Annotated in this window: 13 protein-coding genes; 2 read left to right on the top strand and 11 right to left on the bottom strand. The window is 51.9% G+C overall.

What is annotated here, in order from left to right:
• Positions 1-2: 2 nt before the first annotated feature.
• A complete protein-coding gene (locus BN6539_RS08850; RefSeq protein ID WP_148484467.1) occupies positions 3-1,322 on the bottom strand; it encodes an MATE family efflux transporter in 1,320 nt (439 codons plus the stop codon).
• 593 nt (positions 1,323-1,915) lie between these two features.
• Between BN6539_RS08850 and BN6539_RS08845 the strand changes: the two genes are divergently transcribed.
• Positions 1,916-2,713 (top strand): nucleoside phosphorylase, encoded by a 798-nt coding sequence (locus BN6539_RS08845; RefSeq protein ID WP_067536776.1) that lies wholly within the window; start codon positions 1,916-1,918, stop codon positions 2,711-2,713.
• Here BN6539_RS08845 and BN6539_RS08840 read toward each other — a convergent pair.
• The 8 genes from BN6539_RS08840 to BN6539_RS08805 all read right to left on the bottom strand — a co-directional run bounded on the left by BN6539_RS08840 (position 2,710) and on the right by BN6539_RS08805 (position 11,903).
• Positions 2,710-3,639 (bottom strand): DMT family transporter, encoded by a 930-nt coding sequence (locus BN6539_RS08840; RefSeq protein WP_317870284.1) that lies wholly within the window; start codon positions 3,637-3,639, stop codon positions 2,710-2,712. The genes BN6539_RS08845 and BN6539_RS08840 overlap by 4 nt on opposite strands.
• Before the next feature lie 17 nt (positions 3,640-3,656).
• A complete protein-coding gene (nhaC, locus tag BN6539_RS08835; RefSeq protein WP_067536769.1) occupies positions 3,657-5,147 on the bottom strand; it encodes a Na+/H+ antiporter NhaC in 1,491 nt (496 codons plus the stop codon).
• 30 nt (positions 5,148-5,177) lie between these two features.
• On the bottom strand, positions 5,178-6,188 hold the full coding sequence (locus tag BN6539_RS08830) for a homoserine dehydrogenase (RefSeq protein WP_067536766.1): 1,011 nt from the start codon (positions 6,186-6,188) through the stop codon (positions 5,178-5,180).
• 64 nt (positions 6,189-6,252) lie between these two features.
• Positions 6,253-7,302, bottom strand: a complete 1,050-nt coding sequence (gene argF / locus BN6539_RS08825) for an ornithine carbamoyltransferase (protein ID WP_067536761.1) — start codon at positions 7,300-7,302, stop codon at positions 6,253-6,255.
• Between the two features lie 19 nt (positions 7,303-7,321).
• Complete coding sequence (locus tag BN6539_RS08820; protein ID WP_067536757.1) at positions 7,322-8,551, bottom strand: arginine deiminase; 1,230 nt, start codon at positions 8,549-8,551, stop codon at positions 7,322-7,324.
• Positions 8,544-9,737, bottom strand: coding sequence for a pyridoxal phosphate-dependent aminotransferase (locus BN6539_RS08815; RefSeq protein WP_067536754.1), 1,194 nt, complete (start codon positions 9,735-9,737; stop codon positions 8,544-8,546). The genes BN6539_RS08820 and BN6539_RS08815 overlap by 8 nt, the downstream gene beginning before the upstream one ends.
• A gap of 4 nt (positions 9,738-9,741) precedes the next feature.
• A complete protein-coding gene (locus tag BN6539_RS08810) occupies positions 9,742-10,863 on the bottom strand; it encodes an aminotransferase (protein ID WP_067536751.1) in 1,122 nt (373 codons plus the stop codon).
• 23 nt (positions 10,864-10,886) lie between these two features.
• The gene (locus BN6539_RS08805) at positions 10,887-11,903 is read right to left on the bottom strand and encodes an ornithine cyclodeaminase family protein (RefSeq protein WP_067536747.1); all 1,017 of its coding nucleotides are present in this window, start codon (positions 11,901-11,903) and stop codon (positions 10,887-10,889) included.
• 177 nt (positions 11,904-12,080) lie between these two features.
• On the opposite strand from BN6539_RS08805, the gene BN6539_RS08800 reads away from it, so the two are divergent.
• Positions 12,081-13,241 carry a PucR family transcriptional regulator gene (locus BN6539_RS08800; protein WP_067536744.1) on the top strand — a complete coding sequence of 387 codons (1,161 nt, stop codon included), beginning with the start codon at positions 12,081-12,083 and terminating at the stop codon, positions 13,239-13,241.
• Positions 13,242-13,373: 132 nt separating this feature from the next.
• On the opposite strand, the gene BN6539_RS08795 is transcribed toward BN6539_RS08800, so the two are convergent.
• Entirely contained in the window at positions 13,374-14,192 is an 819-nt protein-coding gene (locus BN6539_RS08795; protein WP_067536741.1) for a histidinol-phosphatase HisJ family protein, read from the bottom strand.
• Between the two features lie 18 nt (positions 14,193-14,210).
• Complete coding sequence (gene nhaC, locus BN6539_RS08790) at positions 14,211-15,659, bottom strand: Na+/H+ antiporter NhaC (RefSeq protein WP_067536737.1); 1,449 nt, start codon at positions 15,657-15,659, stop codon at positions 14,211-14,213.
• Positions 15,660-15,837: the final 178 nt, after the last annotated feature.

Here is a 15,837-nt window from a genome sequence, read left to right as displayed (position 1 = left end):
ATTTATTGTAATTCTCTGCGTTTCACCATATAACGTCCCAGGTACAGCAAGAGCAGCAGCAGCCAGGACAAACCTTCCGCATAGGCGATGATCATGTTGCCGCTGAAGGCAACCAGGGTGTAGGACATGATGATCCTCGCAATCAGGGACAAGATTCCGGCAATGCTGGAAAAGGTCACATCCCCTACCCCTTCTAATACGCCGCGGACTGCCATGGACAATCCATATATCACATAAAAAGCGGCAATGCGCTGGAAGAAGTCGCGTCCGATTCTTGCTGCTTCCGCTTCTACGCCGAACATGGAGATCAGATATCCTCCGGTGGGAATCACCAGCACGGTCAATGCCAGGGAAATCCCAATCATCAGCAGCGTGCCAATTTTGAAAAACTTTCGGATACGCTCCTTGTCTCTGGCTCCGTTTGCCTGTGCGACCATGGTGGCGATGGCTGAACCCAGATTGATGATCGGCAGCAGAATAATCGTATCGACACGGTAAGCAGTCGTTATGGCTGCCACGGTCTGGGTACCAAACCCATTCATGAAGTTCTGCAGGAACAGGCTGCCGAATGCGCCGACGCTGGACTGGATCATCGGCGGCATTCCCAGCCGAAATCCTTCTTTTATCGTTGCCATGTCCATCATATGCCTGTCAAAACGGAATCGCAGCATCGGGTGCTTTTTGATCGTATAACAGATGATGAATACCATCATCAAAATCTGAGAGACGACGGTCGCCGCTGCCGCGCCTTCTACGCCCCACCGTAACACTGCTACGAACAAAATGTCCAAGAGTACGTTGGTGACCGAAGAAAACAGGATTGCCCAGAAAGGCGCTTTGCTGTCTCCAATCGCCCGCAGCGCCGCAAAGTAAACATTATAGACCGCTAGAAAAGGGATGCCGATGAAGATTATCCGCAGATAGGTCTTCGCCAGTCCGGTGATATCCCCCGGCGTGTTGAGCAGACTGAGCAAGGGTGATGTGAAGAACATCCCTGCGACTGTAAATGCCAAGAATGCGCATCCTACAATCATCACAAAGGTAGACAAAATGCGGTGTATGATATCCGTCTCTCCTCCGCCATATTTATGAGCAAAGAGGATGGACAGCCCCATGGTGAATCCCGTCATAGCCATGATATAAAAATTGACGACGGTTCCCGTCGCTCCGATGGCAGCCAAAGCCAGCTCCCCTTCTACATTGCCTACGATAAAGGCATCCGCCCAGTTGTATAGCTGCTGCAGCATACCGCTGAGAATGAGCGGCAGACTGAAGCGGACGAGTACAAGGACTAAACTTTCTTTTCCCAATTCTCTCTTCACGTTGCATTCCCTCCTTAGAAACAAAAAAGTGCTCAGGATTCGCCTTGCAGCATTTTCTCAAATGCTGTACCTACGGCTCATCCTAAACACCTTGTAATCCCCATCCGGTGAAGGGGAAGGTCTCCATTCTGTTCTATTCATTCTATAATATGCCATTTTGCTTGTCAAGGAATTCCGGGCGTTTTCTATCACCCGTCTACCTCAAGAATGAATCATGTCCTTATTTTCTCTCGAAACGGCGCAATCGTCAAAATTTCACCCCTGCGGCGCCGGATTCACTGATCACATGAGGAAAATTCATTCCAATATATACCATTATCGGCTTTTTATTTTATAAATTGGCAGGATTTTATGCATTATATTCATATTATATAATTATATAAATTATATTTTTGCCTCATTTTTTCTTCTTTTTTATCTCTTCCCGCATCAAAACCTGGAAAAAACGGCGTCAACCCGCTTTTATTTCAGCATTTGCGCCGTTTCCTCCAGTTCAAACAACATTTCAGAAAGAAGCTTATACCAGTGGCTTTGTCAGAAGTCTCCTATTATTGTATAATGAAAGAAACGATTGCATCATAAGGAGGTTTATCATGGCATTACAATATCACACCAAATTAAATACCGGGGATGTGGCGCCTTACGTCCTGCTGCCGGGAGATCCCAAGAGAGTCCAGGTGGTCGCTTCTTACTGGGATGAAGCCCATCAAGTAGCGGATAACAGGGAGCACGTGACCTATACCGGCACCTACAAAGGCATGCCGATTTCCTGCACCAGTACGGGCATGGGCTGTCCCAGCACGGCCATCGCCATGGAAGAACTGGCTCGGGCAGGCGCACGTACCTTCCTGCGGATCGGCACCTGCGGCACCTTCCAGGACTTTATCAAGAACGGCGACATCATCGTCTTTGACTCCGCCTGCAGATATGACGGCACCACCGACCTCTACGCACCGCCGGAGTACCCTGCCGCCGCTCATTACCAGGTCATCAACGCCTGCGTTGCCGCCATGGAGGAGCTGCAATACCCTTATCACGTGGGCACTACCCGCACTGCCGACACCTTTTTTGCCGGCCATCCCCGCCCGGGTTCGTCTTTCAACGATTATTGGCACTCCTCCTGGGAACATTTCTTTGAGGATTTGAAGCGGATGAACGTATATGGGGCTGAAATGGAAGCCAGCATCGTCCTGGTTCTCGCCCGCCTCTGGGGACTGCGTGCCGGCGGCATCGCCGTCTGCCTGGACAACCTGCTCACCGTCTCTGGAGACGAAGGCAGATTCGATCCCGACGCGCAGCTTGAGCATTCTGACGACAGCATAGAAAAACTCAGCAAAGCCGGATGCGAGGCCCTTTATGCCCTCTATCTGGCCGATCAGCAGAAGAACTAGCAATTTTTCTTTACAGGCATCTGTGCAGTGACGATAGCTGCAAAGATCAGCACACAGCCCAGGACTTCTCTCTGATTGAGGCTCTCTCCCAGGACGAGCCAGCCTGCCAATACAGCAAATACTGATTCCAAGCTGAGAAGCAGAGACGCAATGGTCGGATGAACGCCCTGCTGACCTAGATTTTGCAGCGTATAGGCGATACCGCCCGACAGAACGCCTGCATAGAGGAGAGACCAGACCGCATCTTGGGAGAAGAGTGCCTCAGCCCAGGTCTGCAGTCCCTCCAAAGAAATCCCTATGTCAAAACATGCCATAGGGATTGCCGCCAGCGCAGATGCCGTAAAAAACTGGATGCACACCATTCTGACCACATCGACTTTGTTCATGAACCGGTCAACTGTCAAAATGTGCAACGCACTCATCAGTGCGGCGAAAAGGATCAAAAGATCTGACATCTGCAAAGAGAGGGAGCCTTTGATACAAAGCAGATAGAGGCCTGCCAGCGTAACCGCGACGGCAAGCCAGACATTCCAGGAACATTTCTTTTTCAGAAACAGGCCCAGGATGGGAACAATGACAATATAGCAGGAGGAGAGAAATCCAGCTTTTCCGGACTGCGTTCCCATATACAGGCCCAGCTGTTGAAAGATGGACACAAAGCATAGAAACACACCGCACAAGATGCCGCCAATCCATAGATTTCTCTGATTCTTCCTCGTCGGCGGCATGCAGTCAGTAATTCCCCAGCGATTAAACAGGCTGCGCAGGGGCAACATCATAAGACCTGCCAGAAAGTAACGCAGACAGCTGAAGGAATAGGGACCGATGGCATCACCGCCTTTACTCTGGGCGACAAAAGCTGCACCCCAAATCAAAGCAGTTATCATTAAATAACAAGAACATCTTACCTGTCTCTTCTCCATCATCGTCTCCTTCTAAACGTTTATGCTTCGACAGCAGCCAGGGCTTCCTGCCGTTCCTTCTCCCGTTCGATCAGAATCTGCTGGTACTCTTCCTCCGTCATCTTCTCCATGGTGATGCCGGTGAAGCCGTAGAAGGCGGATACAAACGGGCAGATCAGATTGAGGAAGGCATAAGGTGCATAACCGCCCGCGCCCCACTGCGGGATGCCGAAGACGCCCTGCATGTACGCGCCGCAGGCATTCCACGGCACCAGATTGGAGGTCAGGGTCGCCGAATCCTCCAGGATACGGGACAGGTTCTTCCGCTTGAGCCGCATGTCCTCGAAAACCTCCTTGTACATCCTGCCTGTCATGACGATGGACAGGTACAGGTCGCCAGGGATGATGTTGATGAAGATCGCCGTACACAGGGTCGTGACGACCACGGAGCCCCTTCTCTTCACGTGGCGCATCATGGTTTCCGTGATGACGCCCAGCATGCCGGTGCAGTCCATGATGCCGCCCAGCGCCAGGGCGCAGAGCATCAGGTGGATGGTCCACATCATGGAATCCATGCCGCCGCGGGTCAGCAGTTCCACCAGTTCAGGCAGGACGCTGTCCGGATCTGCAAACTCAAACCCGTAGTGCCAGACTGCAGGGATGTCCCCCACCGGGGTTCCCTGGAAGATCACGCCAAAGATGCTTCCCAGGATCGCACCGAAGAGCATCCCCGGTAAAGCCGGGAGCTTCAGGGCGATCATGACGATGACGAACAGCGGCGGCAGCACCAGCAGCGGGTTGATATTGAAACAATCAAGGATGCCGCTGCGAATAGCCTCCACCTGGGACATATCCGTGCTGCCCGAGTAACGGGTGCCCAGGATCGCATAGAGAACCAGGGCGATGATCAAAGTCGGTGTCACGGTATAGACCATGTGGCGGATGTGCTCAAAGAGGTTGACACCTGCCACGGCAGATGCCATGTTGGTCGTATCGGAAAGCGGGGACATCTTGTCGCCGAAATAGGCACCGGAAATGACCGCGCCCGCTGCGACGCCAGTAGGGATGCCCAGACCGCCGCCGATGCCGATCAGGGCGATTCCCACGGTGCCGCAGGTACCCCAGGAAGTTCCCGTCGACAGGGAGACGATGGCGCAGATGATGCAGCTTGCCACCAGGAACAGTCCCGGCGTCAGGATTCCCAATCCATAATAGACCATGGCCGGCACGATGCCCGCCTGAATCCAGGAGCCGATCAGAGCGCCAGTGACGATGATGATCAGGATGGACTGCATGGTGCTGTTGATGGACTTCAGCAGCCCTTTCTCCATGACTGGCCATTTCCAGCCGTTAATAGCCGCCACCAGGGCTGCGAACACGGCGGATATAATCAGGCCTACGTGGATATCGCCGTAAGAGCAGGCGAAAGCGCTGCCAAAGACACTCTCCAGTACGCCGAGACAATAGCAAATGTTAAAGGCAGTCACCACGATAACCAGTATCGCCTGCCAGAACGGAATCTTCTTTCCCATCTTCTTTTCCTCCTATCTATTCAGTTGTACCTACTTTTCAATTACCGTCAAAATCCGCAGCAGATCGCTGAGCACGCCGTATGCGGTCTGGTCGATCTCCGGCTCATAGACATGTTCAATGACTGAGACATCGCCCATCAAATCAGTGGTCAGGGTCACACAGGCAGCAGTGCCGTTGATAGAGGCAAAGAGCGCGTCCCCGCCAACGAGCTGCGGACCGACTGTGCCGATCGGCCTGCCATTTTCGATTTTGCCGTGGCAGAGCAGTTTGTATTTCTGACCGCGAGCCTTGGCCTGGTCAATCTGCTCCTTGGTGATTGCACCGATGCCCTCCCGCCTGATCTCCTGCGGTGTGATTTTTACGTCCATCAGAACGTTCATCAAAGCGGTCAGTTTCGCTGCCGCATCCCATCCTTCCAGGTCCATGGCAGGATCTGCTTCGACAAAGCCTCTCCTCTGTCCTTCCTTTACCGCGTCTTCGTATGCCACGCCCTTTTCCATCTCGTTCAAAATGTAATTGGTCGTCGCATTGAGGATTCCTTTGATTTCCGTGATCCGACATCCCATCAGGGTTTCTTTCGCCAGGTTAAAGACTGGAACGCCATCCATGACGGCGGCCTCGTGGCAGAAGCAGACGCCCTTTGCCGCTGCCAGATCAGAAAGTTCCCTATAAGCCCAGGCGACCGGTCCTTTGTTGGCAGTAATCACGTGTTTTCCTCTATTGATGCCGTCTCTGATATGTTCGATGGCAGGCATCCCTGTCAGAATATTGATGGGCGTCAGCTCTATGAGAACATCATAATCAGCTTCCGCGATCACCTCCATCGCGCTTTTCTTCCCGTCAAACACCTGGTCGTCGAGATGTTCTATGTCGATGCCCCTGCTGTCTGTGAGCGCACCTTTGCTCCTGGTGCAGATGGCAGTGATCCGGACCTCAGTATCAAAATTTTCACAGATATCATCCGTCTTCTGACGGAGCATCCTTGCAAACGCCTTTCCCACATTGCCGCAGCCGATCAAAGCCAGTTTGATTGTCTTCATTTTTTCCCCTCACCAATCTAAATACCGGACGGACGGCTCAGCCATCCGTCCGGCCATCCTGCCGTTATTTTCCTAAGACCAGTTTGTCAACAGCATCCTTGTAGTATGCGATGTCGTCTTCTGTGTGCAGTGCTTCCTTCTCTTTCAGGAGCGGGTACATGAAGTAGACGAGCAGGCCCTTCTCGGTATGCAGTCTGTTCTCCGCCTGCGGGATCAGGATGGACTGCTCGCTGTCCCATACATCGTCTGCGATTTCGTAGCCGCGGTTTCCCGGCAGGTTGTGCATCACTTTGACTGACGGCTTCGCCTTAGCCAGCAGTTCCCTGTTGACCGCGTACTTCGGATAGAAGGTGGCGATCTTCTTGTCCTTCAGATGGTCACTGCCGTGGTACCACCATGCATCCGTGGCGATGAAGTCCACCTGGTCGATGTATTCATACGGATCATTGGTCTGGATGAACTTCCCGCCGGATTTCTCCATCTCTGCCTTGCAGTATGCCACGTCTTCCGGCGCCATTTCCGCTTCCTCTGGTGCACAGGAGATGAAGGTCACGCCCATTTTGGACAAAAGTCTTGCCTCTGTCCTGCAGACGCCGCCGATGTTGTCGCCCTGCACGGAGTTGTCGCCGATGAACATGTAGACCAGGTCCTCGATCTTCTTCCCCTCTTCCATGTATTCCGTCATGGTGAACAGGTCACAGAGGGCCTGAGTCGGGTGCATGCACTTGGAGCTCATGCCGCTGAATACCGGGACATCGGAATATTTCGCCAGCTCGATGATGGTGTCCTGGGATTCCGTCCTGATCTCGATGGCATCGCACATGCCGGACAGTACCTGGGCCGTGTCCTTGATGGTCTCACGGTCCTCGCCGCAGTGCAGCGTCTTGGTCTCCAGATAGAGGGCATGGCCGCCCAGCTGGGTCATGGCTGCCTCGAAAGAGACCCTGGTCCTTGTGGATGGCTGGTCGAACATCATAGCCAGGGACTGGTCCTTCAGCAGCGGCAGACGGATACCCTTGCGCTCCGCATCCTTCAGTGTTCTGATCACCTTCAGCATCTCAAGGTATTCTTCCTTTGTAAAATCATCTGTCTCGATAAAGTGTCTTACTTCCATTGTTTTTTCCTCCTATATGTCAGAATATAATATCTTCTCTCACTAACGGCATGCTCATACATCTCGGGCCTCCTCTGCCCCTCGACAGCTCGCCGCACGGCATCTGCAGGACGCGGATCCCGTGCTTCTCCAGAAGCTCGTTGGTCACTTCGTTGCGGCTGTAGGTCACCACCGTGCCCGGTGCGATTGCCAGAGTATTGGTCCCATCGTTCCACTGCTCTCTTTCAGCGTCGATGTAGGAGCCGCCTGCACAGCGGAACACCTGTACACTGTCAAGGCCCAGGGCCCCGGCCAGAACCTTCTCCACCGGGGCGGAACGGTCTTTGTATACCAGCTCCCCATCCCTGCCCAGGCTGATTTCAAAGACGTTCAGCGTCGCCTCGATGCCGGGATGGATGGTGAATTTGTCATAGTCGATCATGGTCAGCACCGTATCCAGGTGCATGAACTTCCTGTCGTGGGGGATGGTGAAGGCCAGCACCTTCTTGAAGGAATCCCTCGGCAGGATGTTGCGTGCCAGCTGCTCGATGGCTTCCGGCCTGGTCCTCAGGCTGCTGCCGATGGCGATGACGTCCTTTGACAGGACGGCGATGTCCCCGCCCTCGATGCCGAAGGGGCTTTCGTTGCTGAGCCACATGGGCGTATCCCCGTCGGCAAAATCCGGGTGGTTACAGAAGATGTGCTGCCAGACCACGGTCTCCAGTTCCCTGCCCAGCTTCTCCATGTTGTGGAAGCTCATGCCCCGTCCGATGGAGGAACCGGGATCCCTGGTGTAGTACAGGTTCGCCAGGGGCTCCGTATAGTACAGCTCGTACTCCGCGTCGGGGAAGAAGCGGCAGAAGTCCGCAGCCCCCCGTTCCCCGATGTCGCTCTTCCTGACGCCTGCCATGATTTTGTCCGCCATGGCGCGGGCGTCCAGGGACAGCAGGTATTCCGCGAGCTGGCCCCGCAGGTGCCCGTTATGGATGCCGTGGACGTCCAGGAACCGCTCCAGGAATGCCCCGCGGCTCCCTTCCCTGTCGAAGGATTCCCGGAACAGGTCTTCGATGTAGACCACCTCCGTGCCCTCTGACCGCAGGATGTCGGCGAAGCAGTCGTGCTCGTACTGTGCCCCCTTCTTCCACGGGATGTCGTCGAAGAGGTGGCGCGGCATGGTCTGGGGGATCACGCCGTCGATCTCGTCCCCGGGCCTGTGGAGCATGACCTTCTTCAGTCTTCCGATTTCCGAATAGACGTTAATCTTACTCATTGTTTCTCCTTTCTATTTCACTATTGCTAAAACACTCTGATTTTTCTATCCTGTCAAATGCTTCTTTCAGCACAGGAATCTCTACTGTACAGGCAATCCGCAGATAACCTTCTCCGCAGCTGCCAAAGGCATTTCCCGGCAGCATCAGCACGTGGCATTCCTGCAGGATTCTTTCGGCAGCCTCCTCTGAGGTCATCCGGGTGTCTCTGATGTTGATAAACAGGTAGAAGCTGCCTTTCGGCGGCTGGATGACATGCATGCCGGGAACCCTGTTGATTCGTTCCGCCGCATAACACATCCTTTCCCGAAAGGTTGCAACAAGCTGCGGCTGAATCTCCTTGCGGCAGCGCAGCGCATGAATCGCAGCTCTCTGGGAAATAGACGGCGCGGTAAAGACCACGTTTTCGTTAATCTGCTGAATCACTTTGATGATATGGGGCGCGGCGATGATGTTTCCCACACGCCAGCCTGTCATGACATAATCCTTTGAAAAACTGTTCAGCGTAATTGTCCGCTCCGCCATGTCCGGCAGAGATGCAAAGGGGACAAAGGGATGCTGATAGCTGTACGCCGTATAGATTTCATCTGAAATGACTACGAGATCGTACTCCTCAGCAATGGCTGCAATCTGCGCCATGGTCTCCCGTGTCAGGCAGCTCCCCGTCGGATTGTTGGGAGAATTGATGACGATCGCCTTCGTTCGTTCCGTTATGCAGGCTCTCAGCCTGGCGGGGTTGATCTGAAAATCCTCATTCTCGAAGGTATCCAGCTCTATGGGAATTCCCCGCGCCAGTTCCACCTGCTGGGGATAAGGCGTAAAATGGGGTGACTGCAGAATCACCTCGTCGCCGTCGTCTAGTACGGCTTCCAGCGCCAGATACATGCCCAGGGAAGCAGATGCCGTGACAAAGACCTCTTCATCGGCAACATCCATCTCAAATTCTTCCTTGTAGTAGTTGCAGATTTCTTTCCGCAGTTCGGGGTCGCCCCTGAAATCGGTATACTTGGTGTGACCGGATCTGGCGTCCTCATAGGATTTGTCGATGATGATCTGCGGTGTCACGATATCGGGATCTCCCAGGCTCAGGTTGATGACGTCGTCAAAGCACTTTGCCAGCACATCGGACTGTCCCATAGCCGTAGCCTGATCTTTCCAGTATCGTTTTGCAATAAACCGATGTTTCATTGTCTTAAATTTCTTTTAACAGTCCCGCGATGATGTCCAGACCCTTCTGCAGTACGTCCGGGCTGAAGGCATAGCCGATTCTGATGCAGTGCTCCATCTCGAAACAAGAACCCGGCGTCGTCAGAACGCCTCTCTCCTTGACCAGGCGGACGCAGAAATCAAAGGACGGAATGTCTTTGTCGTAATACACCAGGGCTGTCGTACCGGCAACAGGTCTCACGTAGTCCACACCTTCCGTCTCCTTCACCCACTTGTCGAGGACGTTTCTTCCTTCCAACAGGATCTTGGCATTTCTCTCGTAGAGCTTATCTTTATGCGCAAGAGCCAGGCTTGCCAGAATATCGTCGATGTAGCCGCAGCTGATGGTGTCGTAATCTCTTCTGCCGCAGAACTGTTTCATGATTTCCTGATCCTTTGTCGCGATCCAGCCGATGCGAAGGCCTGCAAGACCGAAAACCTTAGACATGCTGGACGTCGAAATGCCCTTGTCATAGAGATCGGCAATGGAATACATGTAGCTTCCGTCCTCTGAAATGCCTCTGTACGCTTCGTCGCAGAGTATGTAAGCCCCCACCTTGTCAGCCATCTTGACGATTTCCATCATGACGTCTTCTGGAACAAAAGCGCCCGTCGGGTTATTCGGATTGCAGATGGAAATCAGCTTCGTGTTCTCATCGATCAAAGCTTCCATCTCCAGAAGGTCAGGTACAAATTCATTCTCTTTCTTCAGCCAGAGCTGTCTCACCTCGGCACCGATGGATTCAGGAATGGAATAGTGCTGCTGATAGGTCGGCAGTACGGTGACGACATTATCGCCCCGGTCTACCAGCGTCGCGATGACCATGTGGTTGGCGCTGATTCCGCCGTGGGTCGGCACCACGTCTTCCGGCGTCAGATCTCTGTAGAGGCCTGCAATCCCTTTCTTCAGTTCAGGGGAGCCGTGGATATGTCCGTATACCAGTCTCTCCCCTTTCAGCCCGGACAGAAATGCGTCCGGATCTTTTCCACAGAGTTCCAATAACTCCCCGACTTCCAAAGAGTCGATACAGGTTTCTCCCAGGTCGTAAGTCAAAAATCCTTCGTACTCATCCATCCAGCGTTCCACTTTAAATCTTTCCAGTTTCATAATGCATTCTCCTTTGTTACTTTCTATAATTCTATTGTCTGTCCCAAGCCTTGCTTTTTTGCCTCTCTGATGGCAAGCATGCCTGTGGCCAGATCAAGAAGTGCGGTTCCTGTAGCATCGAAGACGGTAATCTGTTCATCATCCTCTCTGCCCGATGCTTTTCCTGTGATGATATCACCGATGATGCCGCTGATATTTTCTCTGTTCATGATGCCTTTTTTGATGGGAATCTCAATTTCTCCCACGTTGATACATTGCTCGATATCGTCCGTAAAGACCTTTGCATCTGCGAAGATTTCCGGGTCGATTTCCTCTTTGCCCGCCATGTCGGATCCGATGCAGGAAAAGTGGGTTCCCGGCTTGACCCATTCCTTTTTGATGATGGGTTCTCTCGAAGGCGTGACGGTGATGATGATATCACTTGTGCCGGTCGCCTCTGCAATGTCTTTTACCGCGGTAAATTCTGCTTTTACATCCTCTATACCAAAGTCTTTTGCCAGGGTGCCTCTGAGGTTTTTTACAAATCTGTCTGCATTGTCATAGTCCAGTCCGTCATAGACCATCACCTTTTCAATTCCAGGGAAGCTGAGCAGGGTTGCCGCTGCCTGGAAGGTTGCCACGTGTCCTGCCCCCACGATCAGCAGATTTTTCGCATCCTTTCTCGCCAATAGCTTTGCTCCTATAGCGCCGGCAGCGCCGGTTCTGATGCCTGTAATATGGGAACCGTCCAGCAGCCCGACAGGCGCCCCGGTCTTTGCATCAAAGATCAAAATGGTGCCCAGCAGTGCCGGCAGGCCTGCCTTGCCGTTCTCCTCAAACCAGGATACTGACTTCAGACCGTAGATACCGGCATCCTTCAGCCATCCCGATTTGATATCCATCTCTGCGCTGCCTGGAACAAACTCCTCTGTAATCAAAGGATAAATTGCCGAAGCCCCGGCAGACTGGGCCCGATAGACTTCTTCTATGGCAGCAATCACGTCCTCCATCTTCAGCACCTTGACGGTGTCTTCCATTTTCAAGACTTTCATCTCTAACATTTTCTCGTCTCCTTTCCGCCTCTGTTCGATTTCAATAACATTTTACTTGCAGACAAGTCTGTTTTTTTTTAGTATTTTTTTGAATTCTCTCTATATTTTTTGGTATTTTACCAATCGAAATTGGCGGAGATCTGTTTATAATTAGATGTATAGAAAAACAGCGGAGGAGGTTTTAGAATGGCACTGACAGTAAAAGATATCCTGCAGCTTGACGGTCTTTCAAAGATGCGTCTCATCGCAGGCGAGGGCGGTCTGGATCGTTACGTGGTTTCCCTCGGCATCGCGGATAATGAATTTTCTTCCTTTGCCGATCAATCAGAAAGGAACGTCTTTGAGGCGGACATGATCATACTGAGCACCCTGCTCTTTTCCAAAGAAGAACCTGGCCTCATCCTCTCAACGACAAAATTTCTCTGTGAAATCGGCGCTGCCGCCTTTGCCTGTAAGACGACAATCTTTGAGAAGCTTCCCCAGGAGGTTATCGACTTTGCCAATGCGCACGACTTCCCGATCATTCAATACGACGCTGACCTTTACATGGAGAGCATCATCTTTGAAATACTGGATGCGGTTCGAAAAGAGGACGACAATTTCTTTTCGGAAGAAAACCTGGATCAGATGATTGCGGGCAATCTGACAAAAACACAGATCTATTCCCTGAGCAAAAACATCTCCCTGAAGCTGAAGGAATATGTCATGGCCGTCTATATCAAAGGGGAAGACGAGGATTTTCAACTCAATCTGGAGCGTTATTCAAAAGTCTTCTATCTCAATCGCAACCTGAACACCAAGGCCCTCGTATGCAAATACAAAAACGGCCTCTTTGCGCTCCTGACCGCCCGTCAAAAGAAAAAACAAAGTTTTGCAATCATATTACGTGAATTAATGGAGTTTCTCTCTCCTTCCAAAGAAGGACTCTATGTCAGCTGCAGCCGCATTCACGACCCCTATAAAGAACTGGATCAGTGCATCAGAGAAAGCTATTACACCCATATCGCTTCCAAGGCGGAAGAGAAATCCTTTGGCAGCTACGATAAAATCGGCGCTTATCAGCTCCTGGTGCCACTGGCCGATACAGAGGCCATGAAGGATTTCATGACTTCCCTGATTGATCCAATCAGAGAAAAGCCGGAGTTCTTCGAAACGATCAGGCAGCTGGCGCTCAATGAAGGGGACATCTTCAGAACGGCATCGTCCCTCCAGTGTCATCACAACACCATCCGTTATCGAATCAGCAAGATCAAGCAGTTCCTGTTCTGTGAAGAGATGAGCGATCAGGAGTTCTACGTCAACATCTCCCTGGCTGTGCGCCTCTATATGCTCAATGAGAATAAATGATATATGGATAAAAATACTTTGCATAGGTTATTGACTTCCCCATACAACTGCAAACAAGCAGAGCGTTGCCGCCACCACAAAGAAACGGCTCACAGCATTGTTTTCGAAATGCTTTGAGCCGTTTCTTTCATTTTACAACTTATAAAATACAGGTTTCCGTTCTTTGTAGACTGCATAATACTTGAATCCGCATGTCTTTACGATCTCCCCTGCCTCTTCAAAGCACTCTCCCACACGCTGCGGGGTGTGCGCATCGGAGCCAAAGGTGATGATCTCACCGCCAAGCTCCGCATAGCGGCTGATAATTTCAACCTTCGGGTTGGTCAGCCCCAGGCTTTTCAGCCTGGAGGTGTTCACCTCTATGCCCCTGCCGGACTCGATCAGAGCCTGCAGGATGCTGTCCAGTACGTCACCATATTTGCTGTAGGAAAAGGTCTCGATGGCGCCCGGCGCATATCGGAAGATGAAGTCCAGATGGCCGCAGACATCGAAGTCCGGTATCCTGACGATATTTTCGTACTCCTCCTGAAAGTAGAGCCTGCAGATTTCCTCTGTGCTCTTCCCTTCATAAATTCTGAGATCGTCAGCGCCCCTCCCTCTGAAATTATGGGTCGAGCCGATGATGAAATCAAAGGGATAGTCTTTCGCATACGCCGCCAGTTTTTCCGGCAGGTGGGGCTGTAAGCCCAGCTCCACCCCCGTCAGCACTTCAATTCTGCCCGCATACGCTTCTCTGATCTGCGCCAGATCAGCAAGATATCCTTCCATATCGTCCGTGTCACCGATCAAAAATGTGTAATTGTCCGGCGGGAAGATGGGCTGATCGTAGTCCTGATGCTCCGTGATGCAGATGTGCTTCATGCCCAGCCGCAGCGCACTTTCGACTTGATGGCGAACCGGCGTCTCGGAGTCGCTGGACCACCTCGTATGTATATGCATGTCACTAATCATATTGCAGCCTTCTTTCTTCTATGCAGTTGCAGTTTCCGCCTCTTTTTCAAGCGGTTTCATGCAGATTCCCGTAATGCTGTAGAAGTATGCCAGAATCCAGATGGCGTAGCTCATGAAGCAGAATGGGAAGTATTGTGCGATTGGCACGCCCAGTACAGACGGATAATAGATGCCGGAAGCCGACCAAGGAATGAACCCAGCCGTACCGGTACAGAAGTCCTCCATGGTTCTGGACAGATTCAAGGTGGACAGTCCCATCTCTTTGTACTTCTCCGAATACATTTCACCTGTGAGAATCAACGCCAGTGTCGAACTTCCTCCGATCGCCGTCAGAACTACACAAGAAATAGAAGTCACGAAGACGAGGCTGAATCTGGTCTTCACAGACAGCAGCAGTTTTCCCAGCAGCGCTTCGATGGCGCCGATATGCTCCATGATCGCCGCAAAGTATAAGCAGATATATACCGTGATAAAGGATTTCATCATGGAAGCCAGCCCGCCTCTGTTGAGCAGGGCCATGGCGTCGTCACCTGCCTCAGCAGCAACAAAGCCGCTTCTTGCGCTTTCTACCATTTCTAAATTAAATCCGCTGTAGAGGGCTGTGATTCCGTCCTCCAGGCTGAAACCCTGGTAGAACACGCCAATCAAAAGCGCGAGAACGGCAGACAGCATCATGATAACGGTCGATGGCTTTTTGGCGATACAGCCGTAAATCAGAAGCACCATCGGCAGCAGGACGATGACGTTCCATTTGAACGCGCCGTCCAGCGCATCGAGGAGCTGCAGGGTGTTTTCCGGCAGGCCCGCCGCACCTGCATCCGCTTTGATGCCCATGACCGCGTAGATGACCAGTCCGATCAATCCTCCCGGTACAACCGTCTTGGACATGTTTTTGATGTGGTCGAAGATGTCATTCTTTGTCGCAAGAGATGCCAGAATCGTCGTGTCAGATAGCGGAGACAGCTTGTCGCCAAAAATGGCGCCAGTATAGCATGCCCCTGCCACTGCTGCGATATTTACGTTTGGCATCGCCATGGCAATTCCCATCATGGTGATGCCGGCGGTAGCCGCAGATCCCCAGGACGTTCCCGTACAGGTTGAAAAGATCGCGCAGAGAACGAATGCCGATACCAGGATCCATTTTGCGCTGACTAGCTGCACGCCGTAGTAGATGAACATGGGAATCGTACCGGAGAACATCCACGCCCCCAGCAAAAAACCTACGGCGATCAGCACCGAGTTGGCCGGCGCGGCCGCCTTGACCTTTTCAGCAGAAAACTCTTCGAGGTCCTTCCACGTGTAGCCGCATCGCCAGCCGATAAATACCACGTACATGAGGGCGATTCCCATCAAAGCAGGTGCAGACAAATCGGCTAGAGAGCCGAAGAAGAAGATCACCAATAATACCAGTACCGCACTGAGTGCTTCGATCAAAGTCGCCTTTCTTTTTTCCTTTTGTTTCTTCATAGTTCGATTTCTCCTTTCAAAATCTTTTTTCATTATAAGGGATTTCACCCTATTTCAGCTTAGAAGTTTTCAAAAAAATCTGTCTATTCTTTGATAAAATACCAAACAAAAGATGAAAAAATACTATTATAATGAAAACAGAAACCTTTTGGTATTTATCTCACAAAAAAACACGGAG

The organism is Emergencia timonensis, from assembly GCF_900086585.1.
Lineage (GTDB): Bacteria > Bacillota > Clostridia > Peptostreptococcales > Anaerovoracaceae > Senimuribacter > Senimuribacter timonensis.
This window is presented reverse-complemented; position numbering and strand designations above follow the sequence as displayed.

Coding starts and splice junctions, on each gene's coding strand:
- argF (WP_067536761.1), bottom strand. CDS start 7,302: ATGGAAGTAAGACACTTTATCGAGACAGATGATTTTACAAAGGAAGAA.
- BN6539_RS08815 (WP_067536754.1), bottom strand. CDS start 9,737: ATGAAACATCGGTTTATTGCAAAACGATACTGGAAAGATCAGGCTACG.
- BN6539_RS08830 (WP_067536766.1), bottom strand. CDS start 6,188: ATGAAGACAATCAAACTGGCTTTGATCGGCTGCGGCAATGTGGGAAAG.
- BN6539_RS08810 (WP_067536751.1), bottom strand. CDS start 10,863: ATGAAACTGGAAAGATTTAAAGTGGAACGCTGGATGGATGAGTACGAA.
- BN6539_RS08805 (WP_067536747.1), bottom strand. CDS start 11,903: ATGTTAGAGATGAAAGTCTTGAAAATGGAAGACACCGTCAAGGTGCTG.
- nhaC (WP_067536769.1), bottom strand. CDS start 5,147: ATGGGAAAGAAGATTCCGTTCTGGCAGGCGATACTGGTTATCGTGGTG.
- nhaC (WP_067536737.1), bottom strand. CDS start 15,659: ATGAAGAAACAAAAGGAAAAAAGAAAGGCGACTTTGATCGAAGCACTC.
- BN6539_RS08845 (WP_067536776.1), top strand. CDS start 1,916: ATGGCATTACAATATCACACCAAATTAAATACCGGGGATGTGGCGCCT.
- BN6539_RS08840 (WP_317870284.1), bottom strand. CDS start 3,639: ATGATGGAGAAGAGACAGGTAAGATGTTCTTGTTATTTAATGATAACT.
- BN6539_RS08795 (WP_067536741.1), bottom strand. CDS start 14,192: ATGATTAGTGACATGCATATACATACGAGGTGGTCCAGCGACTCCGAG.
- BN6539_RS08800 (WP_067536744.1), top strand. CDS start 12,081: ATGGCACTGACAGTAAAAGATATCCTGCAGCTTGACGGTCTTTCAAAG.
- BN6539_RS08820 (WP_067536757.1), bottom strand. CDS start 8,551: ATGAGTAAGATTAACGTCTATTCGGAAATCGGAAGACTGAAGAAGGTC.